This window comes from Paraburkholderia sp. MM6662-R1, from assembly GCF_050436245.1.
GTDB classification, from domain to species: domain Bacteria; phylum Pseudomonadota; class Gammaproteobacteria; order Burkholderiales; family Burkholderiaceae; genus Paraburkholderia; species Paraburkholderia tuberum.
This window is the reverse complement of the sequence record NZ_JBNDLV010000001.1, coordinates 3,112,623-3,136,144: the sequence shown is the minus strand read 5'-3', so window position 1 is coordinate 3,136,144 and position 23,522 is coordinate 3,112,623. Positions and strand designations below refer to the sequence as shown.

The window sequence follows — 23,522 nt, the reverse complement described above, 5'->3', positions numbered from 1 at the left end:
AGTCAGACTCCTTGTTTCTGCAGCGCCGCGCCGGCTTGCGCGGTGCTCGTGTGATGATGGTCGCTGGGTTGATGGTCACCGTCGTGGCCGTGCTTGTGATGGCTGCCGTGGCCGTGCTGGCCATCGACCGTGCCGCCCTCGCCGACCAGCTTGCCGAACACCGACGCGCCCTGCTCCGCCGGCGCCGCCGCCGCACGGAACACGCCGAACAGCTCGCGGCCGAAGCCGACTTCGTTGTCCGCCTGATGCAGCGGCTCGGCGTTCGGACGCGCGGCCCACTCGGCTGCGTCGATCTCGATGTCGAGCACGCCCGCTTCGGCGTCGATCACCAGCATGTCGCCCGTGCGCACTTTGCCGATCGGGCCTTGCAGCAACGCTTCCGGCGACAGATGGATGACCGCCGGCACCTTGCCCGACGCGCCCGACATACGGCCATCGGTCACCAGCGCGACATGGAACCCCTGATCCTGCAGCACACCGAGCAGCGGCGTCAAACGATGCAACTCGGGCATGCCGTTGGCGCGTGCGCCCTGGAAGCGCACCACCGCGATGAAGTCGCGCTTGAGCTCGCCCTTGTCGAACGCTTCCTGCACCGCTTCCTGCGAATCGAACACGATTGCCGGCGCCTTCACCTTGCGATGCTGCGCCGCGACCGCCGAAATCTTGATTACGCCGCGGCCGAGCTTGCCCTGCATCAGACGCAGGCCGCCGTCCGGCTGGAACGGCTCCTTGATGCCGCGCAGCACCGCTGTGTCCGCGCTTGCCTCGACACCTGCCACCCATTGCAGCTTGCCGTCGAGCAGCTTCGGCTCCTCGGTGTAGCGCTTCAGACCCTTGCCCGCGACCGTGTTCACGTCTTCATGAAGCAGACCGCCTTCGAGCAGATTGCGCACGAGGAACGCGACGCCGCCCGCCGCGTGGAAGTGGTTCACGTCGGCCTTGCCGTTCGGATAGATCTTCGCAAGCAGCGGTACCGCCTGCGACAGCGTGTCGAAGTCGTCCCAGTCGATCACGATGCCGGCCGCGCGCGCGATTGCGACGAGGTGCAGCGTGTGATTGGTCGAGCCGCCCGTCGCCAGCAGCGCGACGATGCCGTTGACGATCGCCTTCTCGTCGACCACATGGCCGATCGGCATGTAGTGGCCGCGCTCGACCGTCAGATCGAGCACGCGGCGCGCGGCCTGCGCGGTCAGCGCGTCGCGCAGCGGCGTGTGCGGATGCACGAAGGCCGAGCCCGGCAGATGCAGGCCCATCACTTCCATCAGCATCTGATTACTGTTCGCGGTGCCGTAGAAGGTGCAGGTGCCGTGGCTGTGATAGGCGGCCGCTTCCGCTTCGAGCAGCGCGTCGCGGCCGCACTGGCCGGTCGCGAACTGCTGACGCGTCCTGGCTTTGTCGTCGTTCGACAGGCCGCTTGCCATCGGGCCGGCCGGCACGAAGATGGTCGGCAAATGGCCGAACTGCAGCGCGCCGATCAGCAGGCCCGGCACGATCTTGTCGCAGATGCCGAGGCACAGCGCCGCGTCGAACATGTTGTGGGTGAGCGCGACGGCCGTGCTCATCGCGATCACTTCGCGCGAGAACAGCGACAGCTCCATGCCCGCGTTGCCCTGCGTGACGCCGTCGCACATCGCCGGCACGCCGCCCGCGAATTGCGCGACGCCGCCGTTTTCGCGCGCGGCCTGCTTGATGATGTCCGGGTAGTTTTTGTACGGCGCGTGCGCCGACAGCATCTCGTTGTACGACGACACGATGCCGATATTCGGCTCGCGAATCTGCTTGATCACGAGCTTGTCGTTGCCCTCGAGGCCGGCGAAACCGTGAGCGAGGTTCGCGCACGACAACGCGCCGCGCGCCGGAAAGCGCCCCTGCGCATGCTCGATGCGGGCCAGATACGCTGCGCGCGTGGGCTTGCTGCGCTCGATCACGCGTTGCGTGACCTTCAACAATTGCGAATGCGGGGAAACCATCGGAACTCCTTCGTCGCTGGCGGCAGGCGCACGCATGACACCTGGCGGTATCGCGGGGTTGTGATATCGAACGACGTCATCTTAGTAGAAAAACTACATGATCGCAATGACGAACTCTGTTGCGGCGCCGCATGGCGCGGATCGCCAAGTCGCCCTATTGGCGGCGCCTTAGCGCTTTACAGCAGAAACCTAGGGAATACACTTACTCGCCGATATGTAGTTTTTGTACCTAGCTTTTGTGCGCCAACGACCAATCGGATATAGTCCACACGTTCTTCAGCATAGTGCGAGTTTTCCGATGATGCTGTCCCAGGTGGAAGAGATGCGCGACCAGTTGCGCCCGTCCGAGCGCAAGCTGGCCGATTACGTGATCGAGGCGCCGCGCGAGGTACTCGATCTGTCGATGACCGAGGTCGCCGCGCGCGCGGGCGTGAGTCAGCCGACGATCGCGCGCTTCTGCCACGCGCTCGGTTTCTCCGGCTTTCGCGAATTCAAGATCCGTCTCGCGCAGGGCATCGCCAGCGAAGTGCCCGCCGTCTATCGCGACGTGCGGCCCGACGAGCCGACGCCGGGCGTCGCCGCGAAGGTGCTCGACCGGACGATCGGCGCGCTGATTCAGGTGCGCAACAATCTGTCGTCGGATAGCGTCGCCGCGGCGATCGACATGCTCGCGCAAGCGAAGCGCATCGAGTTCTACGGGGCGGGCGGCTCAGGCATCGCCGCGCTCGACGTGCAGCACAAGTTCTTTCGGCTCGGCATGCCGAGCGTCGCGTATTCGGACCCGCATACGTTTCTGATGTCGGCCGCGCTGCTCGGACCTGGGGACGTGGTCGTCGCGATTTCCAATACGGGCCGCACGCGCGACATCATCGATGCCGCGAAGGCCGCGCTGAACGCGGGCGCGAAGGTGATCGCGATCACGCACGGCAACTCGCCGCTCGCGCGGCTCGCAACCGTGGGCCTCTTTGCGAACGTCGACGAAGACACCGACATCTTCTCCCCGATGACCTCGCGCGTGTCACATCTGGCGATCGGCGACATTCTGGCGGTCGGCGTCGCGCTGAGCCGCGGGCCCGAACTGCTGGAGAAGCTCGCGCAAACGAAGGAAGTGATCCACCGGCGGCGGGTGGATTCGCAGGGGTGATCCGCTGCGATGTAACGCGGAACGACGGGGTAACGCAAAAGGGCGGTGTGCCATTCAGCCGGCATACCGCCCTTTGGTCTATTCCAGCGCCCTGCTTAACGCCGTCAGCCGCTCAGAACGGCTTGATCACTACCAGCGCGACCGCCGCGAGCATACCGAGCACCGGCAGCTCGTTGAACATCCGATACCACTTGTCCGAGTGGCGATTCTCGCCGCGCTCGAACCTGCGCAACAGCACGCCGCAATACGCGTGATAGATGACGAGGAGCACGACCACGCCGACCTTCGCGTGAATCCAGCCCTGCCCGCTGCCGATGCCGATCACGAGCCACAACCACAGGCCGCACGCGATCGCGGGCACGGCGATGAAGCTCATGAAGCGGAACAGCTTGCGCGCCATCAGCAGAAGACGCGCCGTCGCGGCGGGTTCCGTTTCCATCGCCAGATTGACGAAGATGCGCGGCAGATAGAACAGGCCGGCAAACCAGGAGGCAATCAATACGATGTGAAACGTCTTTACCCAAAGCATCGGCGGGGGTCCTTGTGGTCCTTGTTGTTGTGGCGCTTCGACTCGTGCTTTATTGACGGCCTTCGCCATGACCCAGCACGACGTATTTCAGCGACGTCAGCCCTTCGAGGCCGACCGGGCCGCGCGCGTGCAGCTTGTCGTTGGAAATGCCGATCTCGGCGCCGAGGCCGAACTCGAAGCCGTCCGCGAAACGCGTCGACGCGTTGACCATCACGCTCGCCGAATCGACTTCGCGCAGGAAGCGCATCGCGCGGTCGTGGTCTTCGGTGACGATCGCGTCGGTGTGCTGGGAGCTATACGTGTTGATGTGCTCGATCGCCGCGTCGATGCCGTCGACCACCTTGATCGCGAGCACCGGCGCGAGATATTCGGTGCGCCAGTCTTCCTCGCTCGCATCGACGAGCGGACCGACGCCCGCATCGGCCAGCACCGCGCGCGCCGCCGCATCGACGCGCAGTTCGACGTCCTTGCCGCGATACAGCATGCCCAGCGGCGGTAGCACTTCGGCCGCAATGCCGCGCGCGACCAGCAGCGTCTCCATCGTGTTGCAGGTGCCGTAGCGGTGCGTCTTCGCGTTGTCGCAAACGTTGAGCGCCTTCGTCAAGTCCGCGCGATCGTCGACATAAACGTGGCAGATGCCGTCGAGGTGCTTGATCATCGGCACGCGCGCTTCGTTCATCAAACGCTCGATCAGGCTCTTGCCGCCGCGCGGCACGATCACATCGACGTACTCGGTCATCGTGATGAGCTTGCCGACCGCCGCGCGGTCCGACGTCGCGACCACCTGCACCGCGTCCTGCGGCAGACCGGCCGCTTCGAGGCCCTCGCCGATCAGCTTCGCGAGCGCGGTATTGCATTCGAGCGCTTCCGAGCCGCCGCGCAAAATGGTCGCGTTGCCGGACTTCAGGCACAACGCCGCCGCGTCGATCGTCACGTTCGGGCGCGATTCGTAAATGATGCCGATCACCCCGAGCGGCACACGCATCTGGCCGACCTGGATGCCGCTCGGCCGGTACTTCAGATTGCTGATCTCGCCGATCGGGTCAGCCAGCGCCGCGACCTGGCGCAGGCCTTCGACCATCGTTTTCAGCGCCTTGTCGGACAGCGTCAACCGGTCGATGAACGCGGCATCGTGGCCGTTGCCGCGGGCGCGTTCGAGGTCGCGCGCGTTGGCGGCCTTCAGCAGATCGGCATCGCGCTCGATCGCCTCGGCAACGGCCGCAAGCGCCGCATTCTTCGCGGCGGTCGACGCCCGCGCCATCGCGCGCGAAGCCTGACGGGCGCGTTGGCCGAGGTCGGTCATGTACTGGTCGATATCCATGGTCATTCTCGTGATGCCCCGCACGTTGGCATGCGGTGGTCGGGCAGGATTAGCGAAAGATCAAACGATTGTAAGTCGGGTACCGGGGCTTTGCTCGCACGCGGGCGGCGGGTGCACTGGGCTGTCGCAGGTTCGCCGATGCGTTTCGTTCGGCGCGTGGCACGCGAAACACGCTGGTCTGTATGTGTGGAACGACTGGCAGTTGGTACACGATTGCTCGCGTCAGCCACTGCTTCGACGCTCGCGCGAATCAGCTGTGCCGCTTCAGACTGGCCGCCGCACCGGCGCCGCAGTTGGCACCCTAGGTCGCGGCGGCGGCACTGGCGAAGCTGCCGACGGTTTCGGCGCCGCCACCGTCATCGCGAGTTCGAACAGGCCGTCCCACGGATCGGGCGGCGGATCGTTGCGATGATTACCCGGCGTGCCGCCCGACAGCCCCTTCACCTGCCGGTCGAGCCGCGCCGCCAGCGCGAGTGCCTTCTCGAGCGCCGCTTCGCTGACGCGCGACAGCGCAGGTCCGATCAGCCGTTCGCGCGGACCCCACACGCGGTTCTCGCGCGTGAGCATCGCGAGCGGCTTGCCGGCCGCGACGCCGCGCTTGATCCGCAGCAGCGTGCGCACTTCTTCGACGACCGCCCACAGCACGAGCACCGCGGCCTCGCCTTCACCGCGCAGCCCGTCGAGCATGCGCGCGAGACGGCCGACGTCGCCCGCGAGCATCGCCTCGTTGAGCTTGAACACGTCGTAGCGCGCGACGTTGAGCACCGCGTCCTGAACCTGATCGAAGCTCAGCGAGCCGTTCGGATACAGCAGCCCGAGCTTCTGGATTTCCTGATGCGCGGCCAGCAGATTGCCCTCGACGCGCTCGGCGATGAACGCGAGCGCACGCCGCCCCTCCTCGCCGGCTGCGACGCGCTGACCCTGGGCCGCGAGCCGCTGCCCGACCCAGTTCGGCAGCTGCGCGCGCTCGACCGGATCGATCTTCAGCGCGACGCCGGCGTCGGCGAGCGCGGTGAACCATGCCGACTTTTGCGTGGCCGCATCGAGGCGCGGCAGCGTAATCATCGTCAGCACGTCGTCGTTGACGGTGGATGCGAGCACCTTCAGCGCATCGGCGCCTTCCTTACCGGGTTTGCCCGACGGAATGCGCAACTCGACCAGTTGACGGTCGCCGAACAGCGACATCGACTGGCTCGCGCCGAGCAGCGAGCTCCAGTCGAAACCGCGCTCGACCGTGAACACCGAGCGGTCGGTGAAGCCGGCCGCGCGCGCCGCCGCGCGGATGCGATCGCATGCTTCCTGCGCGAGCAGATGCTCGTCGCCGTATACGACGTACAGTCCGGCGAGGCCGCGGGCGAGATGCGCTTCGAGCGCGTCAGGTCGCAGTTGCATGGCTGGCGGTTGACGGGATGAATGAGATTCGACGAATCACGAACGGCGCGATGCTCACAGCGGCGGCGGCGGCAGCGGTGCGCGCGGCACGATGGCCGGCACGGCCTCGGCCGGCGTCGGATGCAGCGAGCGCACCACGCCGAGACGGCGGACGAGCTGATCGACCGCGTCGTTTTCCATGTCGGCGAACAGGATGTCGGACTCGGCGGCCTTCGCCTGCGAGAACTGGTCGCTATAGGTCATCGCGCGGTTCAGCGCGATCACGCTGCCTGGAATCAACACGGTGCCGTCCTTGCCGGTCAGCGTGTAGGTCATCTGCAGATTCAGCTGATACTCGGCGACGACGCCCAGCGAATTCAGCGTCAGCGTGCTGACGTTGCGGTTCTGCGTGATCTGCAGCAGCGCATCGGCATTGGCGGGCGAGCTGACCACCACGGTGTCGCTGCCGCCCTGCACGATGCGCGTGAAGCGCGCCATGGCCGCGGGCGAGCCGCCGGCCACATAGAGGCGCTTGAACGCGAAGTCCTGCTGGCCGCGCAACTGGAAGCCGCAGGCCGACAACATCATTACGCTGCAAGCGAGCGTCAAAAACGATCTGCGAGTCACATTCGCTCCCGGTTCGCAGTGGATTCGCGGTGCCGAGGAACGCCGCCGGGCGGGCGGCGCTCCGTCTGCCGGATGAGGGCCTGGAACGTCAAACGACCACGTTCACGAGGCGGCCCGGCACCACGATGATCTTCTTAGGCGCCTTGCCTTCGCTGAACTTCACGACCATTGCGTGCTCGGCCGAGAGCTGCTCGATCGCTTCGCGCGACGCGTCTTTCGCGACCGTGATCGCGCCGCGCACCTTACCGTTCACCTGCAGCACGAGTTCGATCTCGGCCTGTTCGAGCGCCTTCTCGTCGACCTTCGGCCACGGCGCGTCGAGCAGTGGGCCGAATTCGTCGGCATAGCCGAGCTCCTGCCACAGCTGGAACGTCAGGTGCGGCACGACCGGGTACAGCACGCGCAGCATCACACCGTAGGTTTCACGCAGCACGGCGGTCTGCGCGCCCTTCGCGCCGTCGAGCGCGTTGAGCATCTTCATCGCGGCCGATACCACCGTGTTGTACTGAAGACGCTGATAGTCGAAATCGGCCTGCTTCAGCACGCTATAGATCTCACGACGCAGCGCCTTGTCGGCGTCGTTGAATCGTGCGGCGTCCAACTGGCCGCCCGCGCGCAGCGCGGCTTCGTTCGAATAGCCGAAGTTCCACACGCGACGCAGGAAGCGGCTCGCGCCTTCGACGCCCGAACCCGACCACTCGAGCTGCTGCTCGGGCGGAGCCGCGAACATCACGAACAGACGCGCGGTGTCCGCGCCGTGCTGATCGATCAGCATCTGCGGGTCGACGCCGTTGTTCTTCGACTTCGACATCTTTTCGATGCCGCCGAGCACGACCGGCTGGCCGTCAGCGTTGAGCACCGCGCCGACCGGGCGGCCCTTGTCGTCGAACGACACGGTCACTTCCGCCGGGTTGTACCAGGTCTTCTTGCCCGCTTCGTTTTCGCGGTAATAGGTTTCGTTGAGCACCATGCCCTGCGTGAGCAGGTTCTTCGCCGGTTCGCCGAACTTCACGAGACCGAGGTCGCGCATCACCTTCGCCCAGAAACGCGAGTACAGCAGGTGCAGGATCGCGTGTTCGATACCGCCGATGTATTGGTCCATCGGCGCCCAGTAGTCGGTGCGCTCGTCGACCATCGTCTTCGCATCCGGCGACGCGTAGCGGTAGAAGTACCACGACGAATCGACGAAGGTGTCCATCGTGTCGGTTTCGCGCTTTGCCGCGCCGCCGCAGCTCGGGCACGTGCAGTTCAGGAACGCTTCGGACTTCGCGAGCGGATTGCCCGTGCCGTCCGGCACCAGGTCTTCCGGCAGCACGACCGGCAGGTCTTTTTCCGGCACCGGCACGTCGCCGCACTTCGGGCAGTGGATGATCGGGATCGGCGTGCCCCAGTAACGCTGGCGCGACACGCCCCAGTCACGCAGACGCCACGTGATCTGCTTGTCGCCGAGGCCCAGTTCCTTGAGATCGGCGGCGATGCGGTCTACGGCTTCGTCGTAGGCGAGGCCGTCGTACTTGCCGCTGTTCACCAGCGTGCCGGTCTTCTCGCCGTACCACTCCGCCCACGCTTCGGTCGAGAATTCCTTGCCCTCGACCGCGACGACCTGCCTGACCGGCAGACCGTACTTCTTCACGAACGCGAAGTCGCGCTCGTCGTGCGCCGGCACGCCCATCACCGCGCCTTCGCCGTAAGTCATCAGCACGTAGTTGCCGATCCACACCTCGACCTTCGCCTGCGTCAGCGGATGCGTGACGTAGAAGCCGGTGGCCATGCCTTTCTTTTCCATCGTCGCGACGTCGGCTTCGGCGACGCCGCCGCGCTTGCATTCGTCGATGAACGGCTGCAGTTCCGGCTTGTCTTGCGCGAGACGCGTGGCGAGCGGATGCTCGGCGGCGATCGCGCAGAACGTGACGCCCATGATCGTGTCGGCGCGCGTAGTGAACACGCGCAGCAGCTTCTGTTCGCCGTCGATTTCATACGGGAAGCCGAAGTTCACGCCGAAGCTCTTGCCGATCCAGTTCTGCTGCATGATCTTCACGCGCTCGGGCCAGCCGAGGCCTTCGAGATCGTTCAGCAGTTCATCCGCGTACTGCGTGATGCGCATGTAGTACATCGGGATTTCGCGCTTTTCGACGAGCGCGCCCGAGCGCCAGCCGCGCCCGTCGATCACCTGCTCGTTCGCGAGCACGGTCTGGTCGACCGGGTCCCAGTTCACGGTGCCGGTTTTCTTGTACGCGATCCCCTTTTCGAGCATCTTCAGGAACAGCCACTGGTTCCACTTGTAGTAGTCAGGGCTGCAGGTCGCGACTTCGCGCGACCAGTCGATCGCGAGGCCCATCGACTGCATCTGCTTCTTCATGTAAGCGATGTTGTCGTAGGTCCACTGCGCGGGCGGCACGTTGTTGGCCATCGCGGCGTTCTCCGCCGGCATGCCGAAGGCGTCCCAACCCATCGGCATCAGCACGTTGTAGCCGTTCATCCGCAGATAGCGGTACATCACGTCGTTGATCGTGTAGTTGCGCACGTGCCCCATGTGCAGCTTGCCCGACGGATACGGCAGCATCGAGACGCAGTAGAACTTGGGCTTGTCGGTGGTTTCCGTCGTCTTGTAGGCGTCGATCGCGCGCCATTGCCCTTGCGCGGCGGCTTCGACGTCGGAGGGAACGTATTTTTCGTGCATGGTGTGATGGGATCGCCAGGTTCGGTGCTTTCGCACCGGCCCGGTGCTCTGCAGAATGTCGTTGCGTCGTGTCCCCTTCGGCGGGGAAAGGGCTGATTATACCGTTCGCGGACGGGTGCGCCGCGCGGCGTGGTGCGGGACTGGGTATGCCGGATTCGTGAACGCGGTGCGCACCCGGTGGCGCTCAGTGCTGCGCGGCGGGCGGCGGCGGGTCCGTCACGAAGCCGATCCGCTCGAGCCCCGCCTGCTGCGCGGCGCCCATCACCTGCGCAATCACTTCGTAGCGCGTCGAGCGCTCCGCGCGCAACTGGAGGTCCGGCTGGTCCGCCCGCTTGCCGGCCTCGGCGAACTGCGCGCGCATCTGCGCGAGCGTGATCGGCTTGCCGTTCCAGTAGAGCTTGCCGGCGCCGTCGATCGAAAGGGAGATGGTTTGCGGGGTCTGGCGCGCGGGCGCCGCCGCGACCTTCGGCAGATCGAGCCGAATCGCGTGCGAGAACAGCGGCGCGGTGATGATGAAAATCACCAGCAGCACCAGCATCACGTCGATCAGCGGCGTCATGTTGATCTCGGCCATCGGCGCGGCCGTCTGCTTCTTCTCGAGTCCGCCGAATGCCATGTCGCCTCCTTGCGTCTGAGCTTGCCCGTGCGATGGGCGGTGTGTCGTGCGAGAAAGGTCGCGATGTGCCGAGCCCGCCGCGCGTGACAAGTCAGCGGTGCGCCTCGCGCGCCGCCTGCTGCGCGCGCGGAGGCGTCGGCGCGTGCTCGGTTGGGGAGCACACGTACGCATGCAGATCGTGCGCGAATCCGTCCAACTCCTCGGACAACTGCCGCACGAGACGGCCCAGCACGTTGTACGCGAGCACCGCCGGAATCGCCACCACCAGACCGAACGCGGTCATGATCAGCGCTTCGCCCACCGGTCCCGCGACGTTCTCGATCTGCGCCTGCCCGCTCGCCGCGATGCTGCCGAGCGCGTGATAGATACCCCATACGGTGCCGAGCAGACCGACGAACGGCGCGGTGCTGCCAACCGACGCAAGCAGCACCTGACCGAACTCGAGCCGCCGCTGCGACGCATTGAGCGCCTGGCGCAGCGCGCGCAGCACCCGTTCGCTGCGCTCGACGCGCGCGAGCAGCGCGCCCGGAATGTCGACCTCGGCCGCATTCAGCGCCGCTTCGGCGAGCGGCGCGAACACGCGCTCACGATCAGTGCGGCGCAGGATGGCGACGCCTTCGGCGAGCGTCGGCGCCTGCCAGAAGCGCGCGATCGCCCGGTCGGCCTGGTGTTTCGCGCGCGTCAGAATCCAGCTCTTGACGATCAGAAAACACCAGCTCGCAATCGACATGGCCAGCAGCACATAGGCGACGCCATGCGTGATTGCGTCGCTCGTTTGCAGGTAATGGATGATGCCGCTGCTGCCTGCCATCTGACCTCGCCTTGGGAAAGTGACTTCGGGAGGGCGCGCTGGATGCGCTACTCCGCCTCTGCGCAACGGGCTTCGCTCAACGCAGGCCGAGCACGTCCTGCATGTCGAAGAAGCCGTTGTCGTAGCCTTCGAGGAAGCGTACAGCACGAAGCGCGCCTTGTGCATATGACAGGCGGCTTGCCGATTTGTGCGTGATCTCGATGCGCTCGCCGATGCCCGCGAACAGCACCGTATGATCGCCGACGATATCGCCGCCGCGAATCGCCGAGAAGCCGATCGTCGACGGATCGCGCTCGCCGGTCACGCCTTCGCGGCCGTAGATCGCGCAGTCGTCGAGGTTGCGGCCGAGCGCGTTGGCGATCACTTCGCCCATCGTCAGCGCGGTGCCGGACGGCGCGTCGACCTTGTGACGATGATGCGCCTCGATGATCTCGATGTCGTAGCCGGTCGAGAAGTGCCGCGCCGCGTATTCGAGCAGCTTCAGCGTGACGTTCACGCCGACGCTCATGTTCGACGCGAACACGACGCCGATCCTCTGCGCCGCCGCGCGCAACTGCGCTTTTTGCCCGTTGTCGAAGCCGGTCGTGCCGATCACCATTTTCACGTCGTGGCGCTGCGCGGCTTCGAGATGCGCGAGCGTCGCATCGGGACGCGTGAAGTCGATCAGGTAGTCGGATTCGGCGAACACACGCTCGATGTCGTCGGACAGCAGCACGCCGGTCTCTTTGCCGAGGAACGCGCCGGCGTCCTGGCCAAGCTGCGCAGCGCCCGTGCGGCAGAGCGCGCCGGACAGCGTCGCGTCGGCATCGTCGAGGACGGTTTCGATGAGCATGCGGCCCATCCGGCCCGATGCGCCTGCAATGGCAATTTTCATGACGATGAGGATTCGAAAAGAGTCAACCGGTATGGAGCCCGGCAAACGCGGCCCGGCGAATGCCCGGACCAGTGTGCCGGGGAATGCGCCCGGCCGATATAGGGACACGCGGCGGCAGGGAGCAAAGTCACCCGGCTCGCTGCTGGAGCCAATGCGGGCGGCCAACCGGGACGGCTCGCTCAGGTGACTGACCGATACGGCCCGCTGCGGCGACCCACTGTCGCGGCAACCGCGGCAACACATTCATGCGGCCCAAGCGGCGCATTTCCGACCTCGCCTGGTGCCGGACAAACACACATCTGGCGGGCGCCGCACATGTGGCGCGCAGCCCGCCTCACAACACCGACGAGCAAATCAGTTGCTCGTTCCCGGCGTCGCCGGCGAAGTGTTCAGCGTCGGGCTGCCGCTGCTTTGCGAGCCCGTCGGGCCGACCGGGTTGCTTTCGTTCTCCTGAGCGGGCGGCGGCGGACGCTTGAACTGGAACTGCGGCTGACCGCCGGACGTCGGGCCTTGCGTCGGGATCCCGCCAGCGTTCGCTCGCGGCACGGCCGACCGCACGGACGGCGCGCGGCTCGGCGTCGGCACCGCGCTCGTTGCGCGATTGGCCGCCTGAGCGGCTTCCGCGTTGGCGTCCATGGACGGCGTGGCGGCCTGCTGGGCGCCTTCGACCGACGGCGAGCGCGTCGTATCCACGGTAGCCGGTGCCGCGGCGGCGGCCGCTGCGTCGCTGGCTGCCACGGCGTTGGCGGCCTCGGCCGCGCTCGTCGCGCGCGGCGGCGTCGCGTTCGGGCGGCGGCCACGGCGATCACCGTCGATTTCGGCCAGCAATTCGAGATTGGTCGGCAGATCCTCGCCGCCCGTCCAGTGGGTCACGAGGTCGCCGGAGAAGTACACGACGAAGTCACGCTGCTGCACGATCGACGTCGAGCCGCGCTTGAAATAGAACACGTAATCCCAGCGATTCGCGTGGAACATGTCGGTCAGCAGCGGCGTGCCGAGCAACTGACGCACCTGCGCGCGCGTCATGCCGACCTTCATCTGGTCGGCCATTTCCTGCGACACAAAATTACCTTGCACAACCGTAATCCGATACGGCGTAATGCGTTGGGCAATGCGCTGGGTCAGGCTGTCGTATGTGGAACATCCGGCAAGAACCGCGACAGTCGCAACAGCGATCAAGGTACCCCGCATGCGGCTCCCCCGGTAGATCAATTGAGATTTAGAAATCATTTCACTCACCGTGCGGGCCCGCTTGCGGGCCGCGCTCATTCCATCGAAGATGACCAGAACGGCAAAAACACATTACTATGAGAGCCCAGCATTGTACTCTAGGGATCCCTTGTCATGACCAATCCAACCGATCTCAAGAATATCGGGCTCAAGGCGACCCTTCCGCGCCTCAAAATCCTTGAGATTTTTCAGCATAGTCCGGTACGTCACCTGACCGCCGAAGACGTGTACCGCAACCTCCTGCACGAGGAACTCGATATCGGTCTTGCCACCGTGTATCGCGTGCTGACGCAATTCGAGCAGGCCGGACTGCTCTCGCGCAGCAATTTCGAATCGGGCAAGGCGGTGTTCGAACTGAACGAGGGGTCGCACCACGACCATCTCGTGTGCCTCGATTGCGGGCTGGTCGAAGAATTTTTCGACCCCGAAATCGAAAGCCGTCAGCAGTCCATCGCCAAGGCACGTGGCTTCAAGCTGCAGGAACACGCGCTGGCACTGTATGGGGCGTGCACGAAGGAGAATTGCCCGCATCGCAAGCATTGATGCGTCGCAGTCGCGTGGGAGCATGCGGCCTGGCAAGTCGAACAAAAAAACCCGGCCGATGGGGATCGGCCGGGTTTTTTTGTTCAGGCGGCCGCAAGCACCGCTATCCAATCAACTCCGCGCTCGGCTCGAAGGCGAGCCGCCACGGCTCGGCCAACTGCAATTCGTCGCAATTCGGCGCATCGCCGCCGCGATCGACGACGATGAAATCCCTGACCTGATCGAGCGCGAGCAGCGGATGGTGCCAGACCCCTTTCGCGTAATTGACGCCCTGCCACGCATCGGTCCAGAAAGCGCGCATGCGCGCGCCGTCGAACTCGCCGGCCGGCGCGACCACCATCAGATATCGGCCCGCGCGTAAGGGAATGAAAGCCTGGCTGCCGAGCGGATGCCGCTCCATCATCGTGATCTCGACGGGCAGCGCGCGCGGCTGCGCGCGAAACAGACTGACGAGCGGCCGGCCGCCCTGCTCCACCACGTCGACGCGCGCAAGGTCGTGATAGCGCTCGGTGGTACCGCCGTTGATCGGAAAACGACGCGCGCCGTCGAGTTCGATCACGTCGCCGAACGGCGCGAAGGCCGAGCGCGTCAGGCGTTCCATCTGCAGGATCTTCATGCGTGCCGCTCCATGACGTTGCTTGCGTTAAGCGATCTCGCCCCACAGACGCAGGCGCGACACGCCGCCGTCCGGGAAGATGTTGAAGCGCACGTGCGTGACCGGCCCGAGCGCGGCGAGGTCGTCCGCGAACGCGTGCATGTGATCCATCTGCAGTTTCTGTTCGCCGAGCAGCACCGGCCAGAACATCGCCTGCGTGACGAGGGAATCGTCTGTGCCGCCCGTCACCGATGCCGCCTGCAGCGAGCAGCGATCCGGGAAGTTGCCCTTGAAGTGCGCGGTGTCCACTTCGATCTTGCGGATCACGCCGGGCCGCGCGAGCGCGACGATCGCCCAGTCGTTGCCCGGCTCGCGACGCCGCCGCGTTTCCCAGCCGTCGCCCATGTTCACGCCACGGCCCGGCATCAGCATCTGCGAGGCCGGCCCGAAATGCTGGTTGTTCGCGGCGACGAGGTACGCGCCGTTTTCGATCGCGGCGAGATCGAGCAGCGTGCCGCGCTCGACGCGGCTCCAGTCGCGCTGCGGCTGGCCATACACGCGCAGTCGCGCGAGCCCGCCGTCCGGATACAGATTCACGCGCAGATGGGTGACCGGGCGCGCGTCTTTCACCTCGACGTAGTGATGCTGGTTGCCCTGTAGCGTTGTCGCCGGCACGAGCGGCTGCCAGTCGGCGTGCTCGGGCGGAACGTCAGCGTCGCTATGACAGGCATCGATCGACGCCGCCGGCGGGAAATTGCCGGTGAAGTGGCTCGTATCGAGATCGACCCCATGCACGACGCCCGGCCGCGCGAGCCGGATCACGCAATGGTCGTGGCCGGTCGTGCGCTTGCGACGCGTCTCCCAGCCGTCCATCCACTTGCCGTGGTCGTCGTATTTGCCGGGGATGAACACCGCCGGCTGCGGGTCGAGCATGCGCTCTTTCGGCGCGAAGAATTCGTCGCTGGCGAACAGCGCCTTCGCGCCGAGGCGCGGATCGGCGAGGTTCATGTAGCGGCGTGTGAAGGCGGGAGCGTTCGGGTCGAGGATCGGGTTGGCCATGATGTCGGTCGGTGTCGAAGAGGTCGGAAACAGCCGGCGGCGCCACGGCAACCGCCGGCTTTGCGAAAAAAGGTCGAGGAGCTATCTAGGAAGCGATGCCGGTTCGTCTGGTCAGACCAGCCGTCATACCGCCGGTGCGGGTTCGGCCGCACCGGGTTCGACGAGCGTGTCGTCGACGACGGGCACGTAGCGCAGCGCCGCGTCGCGATTCAGCACGCGATGCGCGCGCGCCTTGTCGATATCGTTTTCCCACACGGCGACCACCACCGTCGCGACGCAGTTGCCGATCAGGTTGGTGAGCGCCCGGGCGATGCCGACGAACCAGTCGACCGGCAGAATCAGCACGAGACCGAGCACGGGAATCGCGGGAATCGCGGACAGCGTCGCCGCGAGAATCACGATCGCAGAGCCCGGAATGCCGTGCGCGCCCTTCGATGTCACCAGCGACACCAGCACGACGACGATCAGGTCATGAATAGACAGCGGCGTGTTGGTCGCCTGCGCGATGAACAGCACGGCGAGCGTCAGATAGATCGAGAAGCCGTCGAGGTTGAACGAGTAGCCGGTCGGAATCACGAGACCGACCGTCGAATCCTTGACGCCCATCCATTCGAGCTTGCGCATGATCTGCGGCAGCACGGCGTCGGACGACGCGGTGCCGAGCACGATGGACAGTTCTTCGCGCAGATAGCGGATCAGCTTGAAGATGCTGAAGCCGGCGAGCCGCATCACCGCGCCGAGCACGAGCACGACGAACACCACGCAGCTCGCGTAGAACACCAGCACGAGCATGCCGAGCTGCTTCAGCGACTCGACGCCGTAGGTGCCGGTCGTGAACGCGATCGCGCCGAGCACACCGAGCGGCGCGAGCTTGATGATGAAGCCCATCACGCGGAAGAACACCTGCGACAGCTCATCGATCAACCCGCTCACGCGCTGCGCGCGCTTGCCGAGCAGCGACAGCGCCGAGCCGAACAGCACCGAGAACACGAGGATCTGCAGAATGTCGCCGGTCGCGAACGCGTTGATCGCCGTGTCGGGGATGATCTTCAGCAGGAAGCCCGCTGTGTCCTTCAGGCTCTTCGCGTGTTCGGTATAGGTCGCGAGCGACGCCGCATCGAGCGAGTTCAGGTTCACGTTCATACCTGCACCAGGACGCGTCGCGTAAGCGAGCACCGCGCCGATCACGAGCGCGATCGTCGTCATCGCCTCGAAGTAGATCACCGACTTCAAGCCGACGCGGCCGACCTTGCGCAGATCGCCCGCGTGCGCCATGCCGCTCACCACCACGCAGAACACGATCGGCCCGATCACCATCTTGATCAGCTTCAGAAAACCATCGCCAAGCGGCCGCAAGGACTGCGCGAAATGCGGAAACACGGCACCGAGCACGATGCCGGCCACGAGCGCTATCACGACCCGGCCAAATAGCGAATTGAAGAATTTCAACACGGCTTCCTCCTGCGGATGGTTATCTCGATCACTTCTGTTCAGACTGGTCCGACCAGTGCTGTTATGGCGAATAGTAGAAAGCCGATATACCCGCGTCAAGGACTCATCGAGCAGTGTTTACCCGTTGTGTTTTCGGCGATTTCGGGTCGGATTTCGGGATTTCAGACGGCGCGCGGCGCGCCTTCGCGCGCGCAAGTATTAGAATTGCGGTCAGACCACGCTACCGAGCGATCCCTCATGAAAAACGTCCCGCACACCGTCACCGACGCGGCCATCGCGACCATCCGCGAGCGTATCGAGGGGGGCGTCTATCCGGTGGGCAGTCTGCTGCCGGCGCAGCGCCAGCTATCCGATGAACTGTCGATCAGCCGCGCGTCACTGCGCGAAGCGCTTTCCACGCTGGAAGCGCTTGGTCTGCTGGTGATCCGCCCTGGCAAAGGCGTCTACGTGGAAAGCGCGCAGGCGAAAAACGCGCAGGCGTGGCGCTTCGCCGAGCAGTCGTCGCTGCCCGACACGTATCAAATGCGCTACGCGCTTGAAGGCTTCGTCGCGCGTATGGCGGTGCTCGCGGTCACCGACGACGACCTTGCGTGGCTCGAGGAAAACATCACCGCGATGCAAAGCGCGCTCGCCTGCGAGGAACTCGACGAAGCAGCTCGGCTCGACTACGCGTTCCATATGCGCATCGTCAGCATCGCGGGCAATGCGGCGATCGAGTCGATCCTGCGCAGCAGCGCCGAGATCATGCAGGAAAGCCAGCGCATGCCGTTCTACCGGCGCGAGCGGGTGCTGTCCACGTACACCGAACATCGCGCGATTCTCGACGCGTTGAAGGCCCGCGATTCGCTCGCCGCGGGCAAGGCGATCGAGACGCACATCGCGAACGCCGCACAGCGCGCCGGCGTCTATTTCCCCACGCCGTAGACGGCAAAAATCGCAGACGAAAAAAAACCGCTCCGAAGAGCGGCTTTTTCATGCAGCGTGAAACCCGAAACTTACTTCGCGTTCGCGAGCGCCACAGCCGTGTCCAGCATGCGGTTCGAGAAGCCCCACTCGTTGTCGTACCAGCTCGACACTTTCACGAGTCGGCCCGACACCTTGGTCAGCGTCGAGTCGAACGTCGACGAAGCCGGGTTGTGGTTGTAGTCGATCGACACGAGCGGTGCGTCGTTGTAACCGAGGACGCCCTTCAGCGCGCCTTCCGATGCTTCCTTCATGATCGCGTTGACTTCCTCGACCGTCGTGTCGCGCGCGGCGATGAACGACAGGTCGACGACCGATACGTTGATCGTCGGGACGCGGATTGCGTAGCCGTCCAGCTTGCCGTTCAGTTCCGGCAGCACGAGGCCGACCGCCGATGCCGCGCCGGTCTTGGTCGGGATCTGGCTATGCGTGGCCGAACGCGCGCGGCGCAGGTCTTCGTGGTACACGTCGGTCAGAACCTGGTCGTTCGTGTACGCGTGGATCGTCGTCATCAGGCCGTTCACGAGGCCGATCTTGTCGTTCAACGGCTTGACCAGCGGCGCGAGGCAGTTGGTCGTGCACGATGCGTTCGAGATGACCGTGTCCGACGCCTTCAGCACGTTGTGGTTCACGCCGTAGACAATCGTCGCGTCGACGTCCTTACCGCCCGGCGCCGAGATGATGACCTTCTTCGCGCCGCCCTTGATGTGCGCGCTCGCCTTTTCCTTGGTCGTGAAAAAGCCCGTGCACTCCATCACGACGTCGACGCCCAGCTCGCCCCACGGCAGTTCGGCCGGGTTGCGGTTCGCCAGCACGCGGATCTTGTCGCCGTTCACGACGAGGTAGTCGCCGTCCACCGACACGTCGCCCGGGAACTTGCCGTGCGCGGTGTCGTACTGCGTCAGGTGGGCGTTGGTCTTCGCATCGCCCAGATCGTTGATGGCAACGATTTCGATATCGTGCTTCTTGCCGTTTTCATAGAAGGCGCGCAGGGTATTGCGGCCGATCCGGCCGTAGCCGTTGATTGCGACGCGAATCGTCATGATTTATCTCCTGATGGCTAAAAAATCCGTTTAGGTTCGCCTGGTCGGACATCCGGTTCGGTGCGTTGCCGCGCGCAGCCACGAGGTGCACGACGGCAACGCGACGCAACCATCAGCCGAGCGCGGCCTTGACCGTCGCCACCACGTGCTCGACGGTGAAACCGAAATGCTTGAACAGCACGCCTGCCGGGGCCGATTCGCCGAACGTGTCGATGCCGACCACGCCGCCTTCCAGACCCACGTACTTGCGCCAGAAATCCGACACGCCCGCTTCGATCGCGACGCGACGCACGCCATGCGGCAGCACGCGTTCGCGGTACTCGGCGTCCTGCCTGTCGAACACGGTCGTCGACGGAATCGACACGACGCGGGCGGCGATGCCTTCGCGCGCGAGGGGCTCGACGGCTTTCATCGCGAGTTCGACTTCCGAGCCCGTCGCGATCAGGATGATCTTACGCGCGACGATCTCTTCATCCCAGTCGCGCAGCACGTAGCCGCCCTTCTCGATGTTGGCGATCTGCGCGTCGGTGCGCTCGTTGAACTGCAGGTTCTGGCGACTGAAGATCAGGCACGACGGACCTTCATGCTCGATCGCATGGGTCCAGGCCACCGCGGTTTCGACCGTGTCGGCCGGGCGCCACGTTTGCAGATTCGGGATCAGGCGCAGGCTCGCGACGTGTTCGATCGACTGGTGGGTCGGGCCGTCTTCGCCGAGACCGATCGAGTCGTGCGTGAACACGAAGATCGACGGCGACTTCATCAGCGCGGCGACGCGCAGCGCGTTGCGGCTGTAGTCGGAGAACGTCAGGAACGTGCCGCCGAACGCCTTGTAGCCGCCATGCAGCGCGACGCCGTTGATCGCCGCGCTCATGCCGAATTCGCGCACGCCGTAGTTCACGTAGTTGCCGGCGGCACGGCCTTCGGCATTCACGCGCACCGGCTTGGCGGCCTTCCAGTTGGTGAGGTTCGAGCCGGTCAGGTCGGCGGAACCGCCGAGCAGTTCGGGCAACACGACCGACAGACCTTCGATGGCCTGCTGCGATGCCTTACGCGTCGCCACGGTCTCAGCGCGCTCGTTCGCGCCGGCGATGATCGCTTTCGCCTTATCTTTCCAGTCGGCCGGCAGTTGCTTCGCGCTGCGGCGCTTGAATTCGGCCGCTTCCTGCGGGTACTTCGCCGCGTAGGCAGCGAACGCCTCGTCCCATTCCGCTTCGAAGCGCGCGCCCGCTTCCTTCGCGTCCCATGCCGTGTAGACTTCCTGCGGAATCACGAACGGCTCCCACTTCCAGCCGATCGCTTCGCGCGTCGCCGCGATTTCCTTGTCGCCGAGCGGCGCGCCGTGCGAATCGTGCGAGCCCGCCTTGGTCGGCGCGCCTTCACCGATCACGGTCTTGCAGCAGATCAGCGTCGGCTTGTCCGACAGCTTCGCCTGCCTGATCGCCGCGTCGACCGCGTCGACGTCATGGCCGACCACGTTCGGGATCACGTTCCAGCCGTATGCTTCGAAGCGCTTCGGCGTGTCGTCGTGGAACCAGTGCACCACTTCGCCGTCGATCGAAATGCCGTTGTCGTCGTAGAACGCGATCAGCTTGTTCAGCTTCAGCACGCCCGCGAGCGAGCAGGCTTCGTGCGAGATGCCTTCCATCAGGCAGCCGTCGCCGACGAACACGTACGTGTGGTGATCGACGATCCTGGCGTCGGGCTTGTTGAATTCGGTGGCGAGCAGCGATTCGGCGAGCGCCATGCCGACCGCGTTCGCGAGACCCTGGCCGAGCGGGCCGGTGGTCGTCTCGACGCCCGGCGTGATGCCGTATTCCGGGTGACCCGGCGTCTTCGAATGGAGCTGGCGGAAGTTCTTCAGCTCGTCCATCGGCAGGTCGTAGCCGGTCAGATGCAGCAGCGAGTACAGCAGCATCGAGCCGTGACCGTTCGACAGCACGAAGCGGTCGCGATCGGCCCATTGCGGGTTCTTCGGGTTATGGCGCAGATGACGCGACCACAGGGCGACGCCGATTTCGGCCATGCCCATCGGCATGCCGGGGTGACCGGAGTTCGCCTTTTGAACGGCGTCCATGGCCAACGCGCGGATCGCGTTGGCCATCAGGGAGGTGGGTGCGGGAGACGGGGTCGTCATGTCGAGTCCGGAGACAGAGTCAGAAAGCGGGGGCGCGCTTGAGGCCCGGAAGCTCGGCGGTCACTTCGCTACGGCGCACGATGCGGCGCCAGGAGACGCGAAACGGGCAGAGCAAGCGGACAAGGCTGAAAGCGTCACATTCTAGCAGAAGGCTACCCCCTATCCGGCCGGAAAGCCGCCTGGCCGCGTGGTTCAACGCGCACCGCCAGGCGGCGGCATTTACAATTCGAGCAGCTGTGTGTCCGCACTACCGATCGAGCCCGTCCGCCGTGAACGCCCCGCTATTGTTCCAGCCTTGTCCCGACGCCGTCTACGGCTTTCCTCACGCGCGCCTCGTCGAGCGTGTCGAATCCCGTTATCAGACGATCGAGATCTGGGACACGCCGCAGCTCGGCGCGCTGTTCACGCTCGACGGCCGTCCGATGACGTCCGCAGGCGACGAGTTCATCTACCACGAATGCATGGTGCATCCGGCCGCGCTCGCGCATCCGGCGCCGCGCGCGGCGCTGGTGCTCGGCGGCGGCGATGGCGGGGCCGCGAGGCAATTGCTCAGGCATCCGGGCATCGAGCGGATCGTCGTCGCGGAGCTCGATCCCGAGGTCGTGCGGCTCACGCGCGGACATTTGCCGCAGGTGCATGGCGGTGCGTTCGACGATCCGCGCGTCGAGCTGGTGATCGGCGATGCGGCGGACTACGTCGCGGCGGCGGCCCGCGCGACGCAGGGTGCAACGAACGTCGCGGCCGCGCAGTTCGACCTCGTCGTATTCGACCTGACGCCACCCGATTCGCCCGCGGCCGGCCTGTACACGCCGAGCTTCTACGCGCAGTTGAAGCGCGTGCTACGTGCTGATGCGTTGCTGTCGCTCCATCTCGGCTCGCCGTACCACCACGCGCCGCGCATCGCCGCGCTGCTCGGCGATCTGCACGCCGCGTTCGCACAGGTGCGCACGCTGGGCACCTTCGTGCCGCTCTACGGCTCGCTATGGCTGATGGCGATCGCCAGCGACACGCTCGACCCCGCCGTGCTCACCGCCGACACGCTCACCGAGCGTCTCGCCGCGCGCGGCATCGATTCGCTGCGTCATTACGAACCAGCCCTGCACGCGGGGCTATTCTCGGCGGCGCGATCGGCGCGCGATAAACTGAGCCCGTTGACGAAGTCGTCCTTTTGAAGCGCGGACACCTTGCGCGAATCGGTTCGTGTGATGCCGGCGTGCCGCGCCCGACCGAAACCCGCAACCGTGGCCTCGCCGCCTCACGAGATCCGGAGAACTCCATGACCGCCCCCCACCCCGCCGGTGTGCCTTGGCTCACCCCCTATCTGACGGTGCGCGACGCGCGCGCGTCGACGGCATTCTTCTCGGCGGCGTTCGGTTTCGACGTGCGCGACAGCGTGCAGGACGACGGCGTCGTCATGCATGTCGAGATGACCTATCAAGGCCAGCTGATCGTGATGTTCGCGCCTGAAGGCGCGTTCGGCTCGACCGCGAAGACGCCGAAAAGCGCGGGCACGATCGCGCCGCAATCGTTCTATGTCTATGTCGAGGACGTCGACGCCGTGTATGCTCGCGCGCTCGCGGCCGGCGCGAAGTCGCTGAGCGAGCCACAGGACCAGTTCTGGGGCGACCGCTTCGCGCAGGTCGAGGATATCGACGGCTATCGCTGGGCACTCGCCCGCCACCTGTCCTGAATTCAAGAGTCTCCCGTCGATGCCCCGTTTTTTTGTTGATATCCCGCTTTACGCCGACGACGTGATCGCACTGCCCGACGACGTCGTGCGCCACGTGGCCGTGCTGCGTCTGCAGCCAGGCGATTCCCTGGCGTTGTTCAACGGCCAGGGCGGCGAATACGGCGCCGAACTCGTCGAGGTCGAGCGTCGTGCGGCTCGCGTGAAAATCGGCGAATTTCGCGCGATCGAGGTCGAGCCGCCGTATCGGCTGACGCTCGCCCAAGGCATCGCCGGCGGCGACAAGATGGACTGGCTGATCGAGAAGGCGGTCGAACTCGGCGCCTCGGGCTTCGTGCCGCTCGCGACCGCGCGCAGCGTCGTGCGGCTTACCGGCGAGCGCGCGCAGCGGCGGCGGCAGCACTGGCAGGGTGTGGTGCGGGCGTCGTGCGAACAGTGCGGACGTAATCGGGTTCCGGACGTGATGCCGGTGTGCGAGATTGGCGCGTGGCTCGATACGCTGTCGCGCGAGCCGGCGCCTGACGAGCTGCGCCTGCTGTTATCGCCGCGCGCGAGCATCGGCTTTGCGGCGCTGCCTGACGCGCCGCCGCCTGGTGGCGTGACGCTGCTGATCGGCCCCGAAGGCGGCCTTTGCGCCGACGAGGAAGCCGCCGCCGGCGAACAGGGCTTTACCGCGATTGGCTTGGGACCGCGTGTGCTGCGCACAGAGACCGCCGGAATCGCAGTGTTGGCGGGGCTCGCGGCGCGCTGGGGCGGCTGGTGAGCGGGAGCTTGCCCAAGCAGCGCGACAAAAGCAAAGGCCCGCCAATTAGCGGGCCTTTGCCGTTTATACCGCGACGTTGACTGTCAGACTCAAGCAGCTACGCCTGAACA

21 protein-coding genes are annotated in these 23,522 nt (G+C 65.5%); 6 read left to right on the top strand and 15 right to left on the bottom strand.

All coding sequences use genetic code 11. The annotated features are described in order from the left end of the window. Positions 1-2: 2 nt before the first annotated feature. Complete coding sequence (gene edd / locus OKW39_RS14825) at positions 3-1,970, bottom strand: phosphogluconate dehydratase (RefSeq protein WP_429362964.1); 1,968 nt, start codon at positions 1,968-1,970, stop codon at positions 3-5. 298 nt (positions 1,971-2,268) lie between these two features. On the opposite strand from edd, the gene OKW39_RS14820 reads away from it, so the two are divergent. Then, positions 2,269-3,114 carry a MurR/RpiR family transcriptional regulator gene (locus tag OKW39_RS14820; protein ID WP_090801838.1) on the top strand — a complete coding sequence of 282 codons (846 nt, stop codon included), beginning with the start codon at positions 2,269-2,271 and terminating at the stop codon, positions 3,112-3,114. A 112-nt stretch (positions 3,115-3,226) separates the two neighbouring features. Here OKW39_RS14820 and OKW39_RS14815 read toward each other — a convergent pair whose 3' ends face one another. From OKW39_RS14815 to OKW39_RS14775, 9 genes are all read right to left on the bottom strand, one after another. Further along, on the bottom strand, positions 3,227-3,643 hold the full coding sequence (locus OKW39_RS14815) for a CopD family protein (RefSeq protein WP_090801840.1): 417 nt from the start codon (positions 3,641-3,643) through the stop codon (positions 3,227-3,229). Positions 3,644-3,692: 49 nt separating this feature from the next. Further along, the gene (locus OKW39_RS14810) at positions 3,693-4,964 is read right to left on the bottom strand and encodes a glutamate-5-semialdehyde dehydrogenase (protein ID WP_429335316.1); all 1,272 of its coding nucleotides are present in this window, start codon (positions 4,962-4,964) and stop codon (positions 3,693-3,695) included. Between the two features lie 264 nt (positions 4,965-5,228). Then, on the bottom strand, positions 5,229-6,356 hold the full coding sequence (gene holA / locus OKW39_RS14805; RefSeq protein WP_090801843.1) for a DNA polymerase III subunit delta: 1,128 nt from the start codon (positions 6,354-6,356) through the stop codon (positions 5,229-5,231). A 54-nt stretch (positions 6,357-6,410) separates the two neighbouring features. Beyond that, on the bottom strand, positions 6,411-6,962 hold the full coding sequence (gene lptE, locus OKW39_RS14800) for an LPS assembly lipoprotein LptE (protein WP_176078962.1): 552 nt from the start codon (positions 6,960-6,962) through the stop codon (positions 6,411-6,413). Positions 6,963-7,050: 88 nt separating this feature from the next. After that, positions 7,051-9,642, bottom strand: a complete 2,592-nt coding sequence (gene leuS / locus OKW39_RS14795; RefSeq protein WP_429562935.1) for a leucine--tRNA ligase — start codon at positions 9,640-9,642, stop codon at positions 7,051-7,053. Positions 9,643-9,826: 184 nt separating this feature from the next. Next, positions 9,827-10,258, bottom strand: a complete 432-nt coding sequence (locus OKW39_RS14790) for an ExbD/TolR family protein (protein WP_090801848.1) — start codon at positions 10,256-10,258, stop codon at positions 9,827-9,829. Positions 10,259-10,349: 91 nt separating this feature from the next. Then, a complete protein-coding gene (locus tag OKW39_RS14785; RefSeq protein WP_090801849.1) occupies positions 10,350-11,069 on the bottom strand; it encodes a MotA/TolQ/ExbB proton channel family protein in 720 nt (239 codons plus the stop codon). 76 nt (positions 11,070-11,145) lie between these two features. Beyond that, the gene (dapB, locus tag OKW39_RS14780; RefSeq protein ID WP_429562934.1) at positions 11,146-11,943 is read right to left on the bottom strand and encodes a 4-hydroxy-tetrahydrodipicolinate reductase; all 798 of its coding nucleotides are present in this window, start codon (positions 11,941-11,943) and stop codon (positions 11,146-11,148) included. Between the two features lie 354 nt (positions 11,944-12,297). Next, positions 12,298-13,134, bottom strand: coding sequence for an outer membrane protein assembly factor BamE (locus tag OKW39_RS14775; protein WP_090801852.1), 837 nt, complete (start codon positions 13,132-13,134; stop codon positions 12,298-12,300). Between the two features lie 153 nt (positions 13,135-13,287). Between OKW39_RS14775 and fur the strand changes: the two genes are divergently transcribed. Then, positions 13,288-13,716: a ferric iron uptake transcriptional regulator gene (fur, locus tag OKW39_RS14770; RefSeq protein ID WP_013090534.1), complete on the top strand. Its 429-nt coding sequence runs from the start codon at positions 13,288-13,290 to the stop codon at positions 13,714-13,716. Between the two features lie 103 nt (positions 13,717-13,819). Here fur and OKW39_RS14765 read toward each other — a convergent pair whose 3' ends face one another. The 3 genes from OKW39_RS14765 to OKW39_RS14755 all read right to left on the bottom strand — a co-directional run bounded on the left by OKW39_RS14765 (position 13,820) and on the right by OKW39_RS14755 (position 16,822). Next, complete coding sequence (locus OKW39_RS14765) at positions 13,820-14,332, bottom strand: ureidoglycolate lyase (protein ID WP_429562933.1); 513 nt, start codon at positions 14,330-14,332, stop codon at positions 13,820-13,822. A 27-nt stretch (positions 14,333-14,359) separates the two neighbouring features. Next, positions 14,360-15,370 (bottom strand): allantoicase, encoded by a 1,011-nt coding sequence (gene alc, locus OKW39_RS14760; protein WP_429562932.1) that lies wholly within the window; start codon positions 15,368-15,370, stop codon positions 14,360-14,362. 123 nt (positions 15,371-15,493) lie between these two features. Continuing rightward, positions 15,494-16,822 (bottom strand): C4-dicarboxylate transporter DctA, encoded by a 1,329-nt coding sequence (locus OKW39_RS14755; protein ID WP_090801858.1) that lies wholly within the window; start codon positions 16,820-16,822, stop codon positions 15,494-15,496. A gap of 237 nt (positions 16,823-17,059) precedes the next feature. Here OKW39_RS14755 and OKW39_RS14750 point away from each other — a divergent pair, with 237 nt between their 5' ends. Beyond that, positions 17,060-17,746: a FadR/GntR family transcriptional regulator gene (locus tag OKW39_RS14750; RefSeq protein ID WP_429335319.1), complete on the top strand. Its 687-nt coding sequence runs from the start codon at positions 17,060-17,062 to the stop codon at positions 17,744-17,746. Between the two features lie 71 nt (positions 17,747-17,817). Here the strand turns inward: OKW39_RS14750 and gap are convergent, their stop codons facing one another. Beyond that, positions 17,818-18,828, bottom strand: a complete 1,011-nt coding sequence (gene gap, locus OKW39_RS14745) for a type I glyceraldehyde-3-phosphate dehydrogenase (RefSeq protein ID WP_008923882.1) — start codon at positions 18,826-18,828, stop codon at positions 17,818-17,820. 112 nt (positions 18,829-18,940) lie between these two features. Continuing rightward, positions 18,941-20,962: a transketolase gene (gene tkt, locus OKW39_RS14740; RefSeq protein ID WP_429562931.1), complete on the bottom strand. Its 2,022-nt coding sequence runs from the start codon at positions 20,960-20,962 to the stop codon at positions 18,941-18,943. Between the two features lie 269 nt (positions 20,963-21,231). Between tkt and speE the strand changes: the two genes are divergently transcribed. From speE to OKW39_RS14725, 3 genes are all read left to right on the top strand, one after another. Continuing rightward, positions 21,232-22,134 carry a polyamine aminopropyltransferase gene (gene speE, locus OKW39_RS14735; protein ID WP_429562930.1) on the top strand — a complete coding sequence of 301 codons (903 nt, stop codon included), beginning with the start codon at positions 21,232-21,234 and terminating at the stop codon, positions 22,132-22,134. Positions 22,135-22,238: 104 nt separating this feature from the next. Beyond that, complete coding sequence (locus OKW39_RS14730; protein ID WP_090801864.1) at positions 22,239-22,652, top strand: VOC family protein; 414 nt, start codon at positions 22,239-22,241, stop codon at positions 22,650-22,652. Positions 22,653-22,671: 19 nt separating this feature from the next. Next, entirely contained in the window at positions 22,672-23,412 is a 741-nt protein-coding gene (locus OKW39_RS14725) for a 16S rRNA (uracil(1498)-N(3))-methyltransferase (RefSeq protein WP_429335322.1), read from the top strand. The last annotated feature ends 110 nt before the right edge of the window (positions 23,413-23,522 follow it).

Bases quoted from the DNA above. Each gene is read 5' to 3' on its own strand.
- edd (WP_429362964.1), bottom strand. From the start codon at position 1,970: ATGGTTTCCCCGCATTCGCAATTGTTGAAGGTCACGCAACGCGTGATC.
- OKW39_RS14820 (WP_090801838.1), top strand. From the start codon at position 2,269: ATGATGCTGTCCCAGGTGGAAGAGATGCGCGACCAGTTGCGCCCGTCC.
- OKW39_RS14815 (WP_090801840.1), bottom strand. From the start codon at position 3,643: ATGCTTTGGGTAAAGACGTTTCACATCGTATTGATTGCCTCCTGGTTT.
- OKW39_RS14810 (WP_429335316.1), bottom strand. From the start codon at position 4,964: ATGGATATCGACCAGTACATGACCGACCTCGGCCAACGCGCCCGTCAG.
- holA (WP_090801843.1), bottom strand. From the start codon at position 6,356: ATGCAACTGCGACCTGACGCGCTCGAAGCGCATCTCGCCCGCGGCCTC.
- leuS (WP_429562935.1), bottom strand. From the start codon at position 9,642: ATGCACGAAAAATACGTTCCCTCCGACGTCGAAGCCGCCGCGCAAGGG.
- OKW39_RS14790 (WP_090801848.1), bottom strand. From the start codon at position 10,258: ATGGCATTCGGCGGACTCGAGAAGAAGCAGACGGCCGCGCCGATGGCC.
- OKW39_RS14785 (WP_090801849.1), bottom strand. From the start codon at position 11,069: ATGGCAGGCAGCAGCGGCATCATCCATTACCTGCAAACGAGCGACGCA.
- dapB (WP_429562934.1), bottom strand. From the start codon at position 11,943: ATGAAAATTGCCATTGCAGGCGCATCGGGCCGGATGGGCCGCATGCTC.
- OKW39_RS14775 (WP_090801852.1), bottom strand. From the start codon at position 13,134: ATGCGGGGTACCTTGATCGCTGTTGCGACTGTCGCGGTTCTTGCCGGA.
- fur (WP_013090534.1), top strand. From the start codon at position 13,288: ATGACCAATCCAACCGATCTCAAGAATATCGGGCTCAAGGCGACCCTT.
- OKW39_RS14765 (WP_429562933.1), bottom strand. From the start codon at position 14,332: ATGAAGATCCTGCAGATGGAACGCCTGACGCGCTCGGCCTTCGCGCCG.
- alc (WP_429562932.1), bottom strand. From the start codon at position 15,370: ATGGCCAACCCGATCCTCGACCCGAACGCTCCCGCCTTCACACGCCGC.
- OKW39_RS14750 (WP_429335319.1), top strand. From the start codon at position 17,060: ATGAAAAACGTCCCGCACACCGTCACCGACGCGGCCATCGCGACCATC.
- gap (WP_008923882.1), bottom strand. From the start codon at position 18,828: ATGACGATTCGCGTCGCAATCAACGGCTACGGCCGGATCGGCCGCAAT.
- tkt (WP_429562931.1), bottom strand. From the start codon at position 20,962: ATGACGACCCCGTCTCCCGCACCCACCTCCCTGATGGCCAACGCGATC.
- OKW39_RS14730 (WP_090801864.1), top strand. From the start codon at position 22,239: ATGACCGCCCCCCACCCCGCCGGTGTGCCTTGGCTCACCCCCTATCTG.
- OKW39_RS14725 (WP_429335322.1), top strand. From the start codon at position 22,672: ATGCCCCGTTTTTTTGTTGATATCCCGCTTTACGCCGACGACGTGATC.